Here is a 6,279-nt window from a genome sequence, read left to right as displayed (position 1 = left end):
AGACGAAGATCCCAGGCTCATCCACGGTTGTAGCCGCAGGGGTGTCGGGCGACTTCGCCAAGCCTCGAATCGGATGGCCGTCCGGTTCGAGGCTCAGTCGCTTCCATCGCACAAAGTCTCCTCCGTGCAGATACAAGGGGTGTTCCAGCTTGGCAATGACGGCACTCCGTCACGCACCCCTCAACCGTCTCGGCACTGCGCGCCGATCCACCTTCTCCCACAAGGGGAGAAGGGAAGATGCGCCCTTCGCCTTGCCAAACGCAATCGCGCTGCTATTCTTGCTGCTAAAATAATTTCACACACAGGCAAACTTGTTTCTCGAACCGCAAGGCTGAGATGAGCCAGTCGCCCTACCCAACAATCACAGCCGGACCGCCGCGCCCGAGCCTCATCCTGAGGCCCGGCCAGATCGCGCTGCCGCCGGGCCTGGAACGCTACACGATCCAAGGCAATGGCGCGGTACTGATCGAGGTCGAAGCCGGCGACACGATCACGGTGCGCAATGCCGAAGGCGGCCAGGCCTGCGAGTTGCTGGCCTGGGATACCACAGGCATCACCGATCCCGGCATCTTTGGCGAGAAATCCAACAGCAATGCCGCGGGTATCAAGGCGCTCCTCGCCGAGGGCGATGACAGCCTCGCGTCCCTGCGCCGCGGACTGGCGCGCCGGCAGGTGGTGCTCGATCAGGCAAAGGCGCTGCGCGTGTTCGGCAGCACAACACCCGCCGGTACGGAACAGAGTTTCACCGTCACGCGCGACGGCTCTATAATCATCGCTGCGCCCGGCGGGCCGATGCTGGTCGACGGCCATGATACGGCGACACCGCTCACCGTCATCGTGCGCCGCGCCACGATCCGCCTGAAAACAAAATCGCAGTTGGCCAATCCCCTCGCCGATCCGGTGCTCGATCTGCGCGTCCATTCGGCAACGGCGGAATCCTACTTCGTCAAGGCCGGCGACTATTTGCAGATCATCGATGTCGACGGGCGCCAATGCACCGATTTCCAGTGCTTCTCGGCGCGCAAGCTGGACAAGGGCCTCGACCATCCGCTCGATGTGACGACGACCCGCACGCTGATGGGGTCGAGCTATCCGATGCCCGGCCTGCATTCCAAATATTACGACCAGGACATGGAGCCGCTGGTCGAGGTGGTGCAGGACACATGCGGCCGGCATGATGCCTTCGCACTGGCGTGTGCCGCCAAATATTACGACGATATCGGCTATCCCGGCCACACCAACTGCTCGGAGAATTTCAACAGCGCCCTGTCGGACAAAGGTGTGAACCCCCGCGCCGGCTGGATGGCGATCAACTTCTTCTTCAACACGGCGATCGATGCGCATGGCGTGATGGTTTCCGACGAGCCATGGTCGCGGCCGGGCGACTATGTGCTGCTCAGGGCGCTGGCCGACATCATCTGCGTCTCCTCCGCCTGTCCCGACGACACGACGCCGGCCAATGGCTGGGATCTCACCGACATCCATGTGCGGACCTATTCCGGCCAGCACAAATTCTCGCGAGCGATCGCCAGACGCATGACGCCCGATTCGGAACCGAAAATGACCCGCGAGACATCCTTTCATTCGAGCTTTGCCAAGCACACCCGCAATTTCTCGGAATACAGGGGCTACTGGCTGGCCAATTCCTTCGCTAGGGAAGGCGCCATCGCCGAGTACTGGGCCTGTCGGCAGGACTCCGTGATCATGGACCTGTCGCCGCTCAGAAAATTCGAGGTCACCGGCCCGGATTCCGAAGCGCTGCTGCAATACACGCTGACCCGCGACGTGAAAAAACTTGGCGTCGGCCAGGTCGTCTACTCCGCCATGTGCTACGAGCATGGCGGCATGATCGATGACGGCACGCTGCTCAGGCTCGGCAAGGACAATTTCCGCTGGGTTGGCGGCGACGATCTGTCCGGCGAATGGCTGCGCGAAACGGCGACAAAGCTCGGCCTCAACGTGCTGGTGCGGTCGTCGACCGACCAGATGCACAATGTCGCCGTACAGGGTCCAAAGAGCCGCGATATCCTTAGAGAAGTGATCTGGACTTCGCCGCTGCAGCCGTCGATCGATGAGCTCGAATGGTTCCGCTTCGCGGTCGCCCGCATCGGCGGCGGCAACGGCATTCCGATCGTCGTCTCGCGCACCGGCTATACCGGCGAGCTCGGCTATGAGATCTGGTGCCATCCGCGCGACGCCGAAAAAGTGTTCGACGCCATCTGGGAAGCCGGCCAGCCGCACGGGCTGAAGCCGATGGGGCTGCAGGCGCTCGACATGGTGCGCATCGAGGCCGGGCTGATCTTCGCCGGTTATGAATTTTCCGACCAGACCGATCCGTTCGAGGCCGGCATCGGCTTCACCGTGCCGCTGAAGAGCAAGACCGACGATTTCATCGGCCGCGACGCGCTGATCCGACGCAAGGAGAACCCGCAGAACAAACTGGTCGGGCTCGACATCGACAGCAATGTCGCGGTCGGCCATGGCGATTGTGTGCATGTCGGACGTGCCCAGATCGGCGTCGTCACCTCGGGCATGCGCTCGCCGGTGCTGAACAAGAACATTGCGCTGGCCAGGCTCGACGTCACCCATGCGGCTGTTGGTACCGAAGTCGAGATCGGCAAGCTCGACGGCCATGCCAAGCGGCTGCCGGCGCGCGTCGTCGCCTTCGCCCATTACGATCCGCAGAAGACCAGACCTCGCTCGTGACTGCTGCCTTCCGGACAGGCAAAACCGGGCGCCGGCGGTGCCGCGAGACGTATTGTTGCGTACGCGCGCAAGCGTGATGTGCACGGCGTCACAAAACGCTTGACGTGAAAGCGCGCCGGATCAATCTTCACTCCTAAGAAAAAAATGCGACTGAGTGGAAACACCGGAGTCGTAAGGTCATGTGCCGGGGAGCAAGCTTCGCAAAGCCGAGGCATCGCTGGCGGGGAACACTGGAAAAAGGGGAAGTCACTGACATGAGCACCATAAGCACGGCCCTCGAGCAGCCTGCCGAAAGCAAGCTGCTCAGGCATATCGACTGGCGCGGCGCCTTCTGGGTGGCGAGCGGCGTTCCGGCGCTGGTCCTGTTTTCGATCGGCGGCATCGCCGGCACGACGGGGACACTGGCTTTCCTGATCTGGACGGTCTCCATGATCATGGGCTTCCTGCAATCCTTCACCTATGCCGAGATCGCCGGCCTGTTCCCGAACAAGTCGGGCGGCGCCTCTATCTACGGCGCCACCGCCTGGCTGCGCTACTCCAAGTTCATCGCGCCGCTGTCGGTGTGGTGCAACTGGTTCGCTTGGTCGCCGGTGCTGTCGCTCGGCTGCTCGATCGCCGCAGCCTATATCCTCAATGCGCTGGCGCCGGTGCCGTTGTTCACCGAGACCTCGCCTGATGTCGTCGCCTATATAGCGGCGCATGCCGGAACGGCGCCCGCCGACGCCATCACCGCGGTGACCGCGGCCGCGACACCGGCGATCCGCAACTGGACGCTGTACAGCCACACGCTGGGTCCGGTTTCCTTCACGCTCAACGCGACCTTCTTCATCGGCGCGGTGCTGATGCTGATCATCTTCTCGATCCAGCATCGCGGCATCCTCGGCACGGCCAATGTGCAGAAATATATCGGCCTGCTGGTCATCATCCCGATGCTGATCGTCGGCGTCGTGCCGATCTTCACCGGACAGATCAACTGGGCCAACTTCTCGCCGCTGGTGCCGCTGGCCGCCGCCTATGCGCCGGACCCGGGCGCCTGGAACATCGCCGGCTGGACGCTGGTGCTCGGCGGCATGTTCATCGCCGCCTGGTCGACCTACGGCTTCGAAACCGCCGTCTGCTACACCTCCGAGTTCAAGAACCCCGGCACCGACACGTTCAAGGCCATCTTCTATTCCGGCCTGCTCTGCATGCTTCTGTTCATCCTGGTGCCCTTCACCTTCCAGGGCGTGCTCGGCTTGAACGGCATGCTGGCGACACCGATCGTCGACGGCTCCGGCGTGGCGGATGCACTGGCCGGCATGGTCGGCGGCGGCAAGATCATCCACAGCCTCTTGGTGATGCTGATGATCCTGGCGCTGGTCCTGTGCATCATGACGGCGATGGCCGGCTCCTCGCGCACGCTCTATCAGGGCTCGGTCGATGGCTGGCTGCCGCGCTATCTCAGCCACGTCAACGAACATGGCGCCCCGACACGGGCGATGTGGACCGACCTCTGCTTCAACCTGATCGTGCTGGCCATCGCCTCGGCCGACGCGACGAGCTTCTTCTTCATCCTCGCCGTGTCGAATTGCGGCTACATCATCTTCAACTTCCTCAACCTCAATGCCGGCTGGATCCATCGCATCGACAACGGCCATATCGCACGGCCGTGGAAAGCGCCGACCTGGCTTCTCGGGATCGGAGCGATCTTCGCCTACGTCAACGCCGTCTTCATGGGTGCCGGCGCCAAGGTGTGGAACCCGATGGCGCTGTGGGCTGGGCTGATCACGGCGGCGCTGATCATCCCGGTGTTCTGCTTCCGCCACTACATCCAGGACAAGGGCAAGTTCCCCGACCACATGCTGGCCGATCTCGGCATGACGGGAGCGGACCTGGCGGTGAAGAAAGCAGGCATGCTGCCCTATCTGACGCTGGTCGCCGGCGTGGCGGTGATGCTGATCGCCAACTGGATATTCGTCATCTGACAGGCCGATTTATCAGACATAGGGCGCGCTTCGGCGCGCCCGATTCTTTTCGGCCACCGACCAGAGCCTCGCATCAACCAGCCTTGCGAACTGCCGATTTCGCGTCTTCGAAGAACCGGTTGGGCGGCCGCTTCAGGCCGAGATTCTCGCGCAGCGTCGATCCCTCATACTGCCGCCTGAAGATGCCGCGCCGCTGCAGCTCGGGCACCACTTTCTCGACGAAATCGTCGAGCCCGGCGGGCAGATAGGGAAACATGATGTTGAAGCCGTCCGATCCCTCGGTGACAAGCCATTCCTCCATCTCGTCGGCAATGGTTTGCGGTGTGCCGACGAAGGCGAGGCCGGAATAACCGCCCAGCCGCTGGGCAAGCTGGCGCACCGTGAGATTTTCGTTCCGGGCAAGCTCGATGACGCGCTCGCGGCTGCTCTTCGAGGCATTGGTCTCCGGTATGTCAGGCAAAGCGGCGTCAGGATCAAAGGCCGACGCATCATGCCCAAGCGCGATCGATAGCGAGGCAATGCCGCTTTCATAATAAACCAGGCTGTCGAGCTTCGCCCGCTTGGCCCGCGCGTCCTCGACACTGTCGCCGACGATGACGAAAGCGCCAGGCAGGATCTTGATGTCGTCGCGGGAGCGGCCGAGTTTCTGTGCCCTGCCCTTGACGTCGGCATAGAAGCGCTGCCCGGCGGCAAGATCGCCATGGGCGGCGAAAATCACCTCCGCCGTCTCGGCCGCCAGCTGCCGCCCGGCTTCCGAGGCACCAGCCTGAACGATGACCGGCCAGCCTTGTACCGGCCGCGCAATGTTGAGCGGCCCGCGCACCGAGATGTGCTCGCCCTTGTGGTCCAGCACATGCAGTTTGGCGGGATCGAAATAGAGCCCGCTCTCGGCATCGCGGATGAAGGCGTCGTCGGCAAAACTGTCCCACAGGCCGGTCACGACATCGTAGAATTCCCGCGCCCGGTGATAGCGCTCGTCATGCTCGACATGTTCGTCCAGCCCGAAATTGAGCGCCGCATCCGGGTTGGACGTGGTGACGATGTTCCAGCCGGCACGGCCGCCGCTGATATGGTCGAGCGACGCGAAACGGCGCGCAATGTGATAGGGCGCGTCGAAGGTCGTCGACGCGGTGGCAACGAGACCGATATGATCGGTGACGGCGGCCAGCGCCGACAGCAGCGTGAACGGCTCGAACGAGGTGACGGTGTGGCTGCGGCGCAGCGCCTCGATCGGCATGTTGAGCACGGCCAGATGGTCGGCCATGAAGAAGGCGTCGAACTTCGCGGCTTCCAGCGTCTGGGCGAAGCGCTTCAGATGCGCGAAGTTGAAGTTGGCGTCGGGATAGGCGCCGGGATAGCGCCAGGCGCCGGTGTGCAAGCTGACCGGGCGCATGAAGGCGCCAAGCCGCAATTGCCGTTTTTCTGTCATGGAAAGACACCCTGATGAGGACGAGCGTTGCCGCTCCGGTGTCGCGCAGGATGGAACCGCTTTGCGGCCCTGGGAAGGAATTCTGTTTTGCAGAATCGGCAGCGGGGAGCATTTTCATCGGCGCAACGGAGCAGCCGTCACGCCGCATCATCCGCCATAGCCGATGGCGGATGGTGCGAT

The 6,279-nt window shown here is 62.9% G+C and carries 3 protein-coding genes; 2 read left to right on the top strand and 1 reads right to left on the bottom strand.

All coding sequences use genetic code 11. The features are described from left to right. The first annotated feature begins 336 nt into the window (after positions 1 to 336). The gene (locus AB4Z43_RS23930; RefSeq protein WP_441939089.1) at positions 337 to 2,706 is read left to right on the top strand and encodes a DUF1989 domain-containing protein; all 2,370 of its coding nucleotides are present in this window, start codon (positions 337 to 339) and stop codon (positions 2,704 to 2,706) included. A 254-nt stretch (positions 2,707 to 2,960) separates the two neighbouring features. Then, a complete protein-coding gene (locus tag AB4Z43_RS23925; RefSeq protein ID WP_038645270.1) occupies positions 2,961 to 4,670 on the top strand; it encodes an APC family permease in 1,710 nt (569 codons plus the stop codon). A gap of 73 nt (positions 4,671 to 4,743) precedes the next feature. On the opposite strand, the gene AB4Z43_RS23920 is transcribed toward AB4Z43_RS23925, so the two are convergent. Then, positions 4,744 to 6,099 (bottom strand): LLM class flavin-dependent oxidoreductase, encoded by a 1,356-nt coding sequence (locus AB4Z43_RS23920; RefSeq protein WP_202360453.1) that lies wholly within the window; start codon positions 6,097 to 6,099, stop codon positions 4,744 to 4,746. Positions 6,100 to 6,279: the final 180 nt, after the last annotated feature.

The organism is Mesorhizobium sp. 2RAF45 (assembly GCF_052115225.1).
Taxonomy (GTDB): Bacteria; Pseudomonadota; Alphaproteobacteria; order Rhizobiales; family Rhizobiaceae; genus Mesorhizobium; species Mesorhizobium jarvisii.
This window is presented reverse-complemented; position numbering and strand designations above follow the sequence as displayed.

Excerpts from the sequence above, each read along its gene's own strand:
- AB4Z43_RS23925 (WP_038645270.1), top strand. The coding sequence starts at position 2,961 with ATGAGCACCATAAGCACGGCCCTCGAGCAGCCTGCCGAAAGCAAGCTG.
- AB4Z43_RS23930 (WP_441939089.1), top strand. The coding sequence starts at position 337 with ATGAGCCAGTCGCCCTACCCAACAATCACAGCCGGACCGCCGCGCCCG.
- AB4Z43_RS23920 (WP_202360453.1), bottom strand. The coding sequence starts at position 6,099 with ATGACAGAAAAACGGCAATTGCGGCTTGGCGCCTTCATGCGCCCGGTC.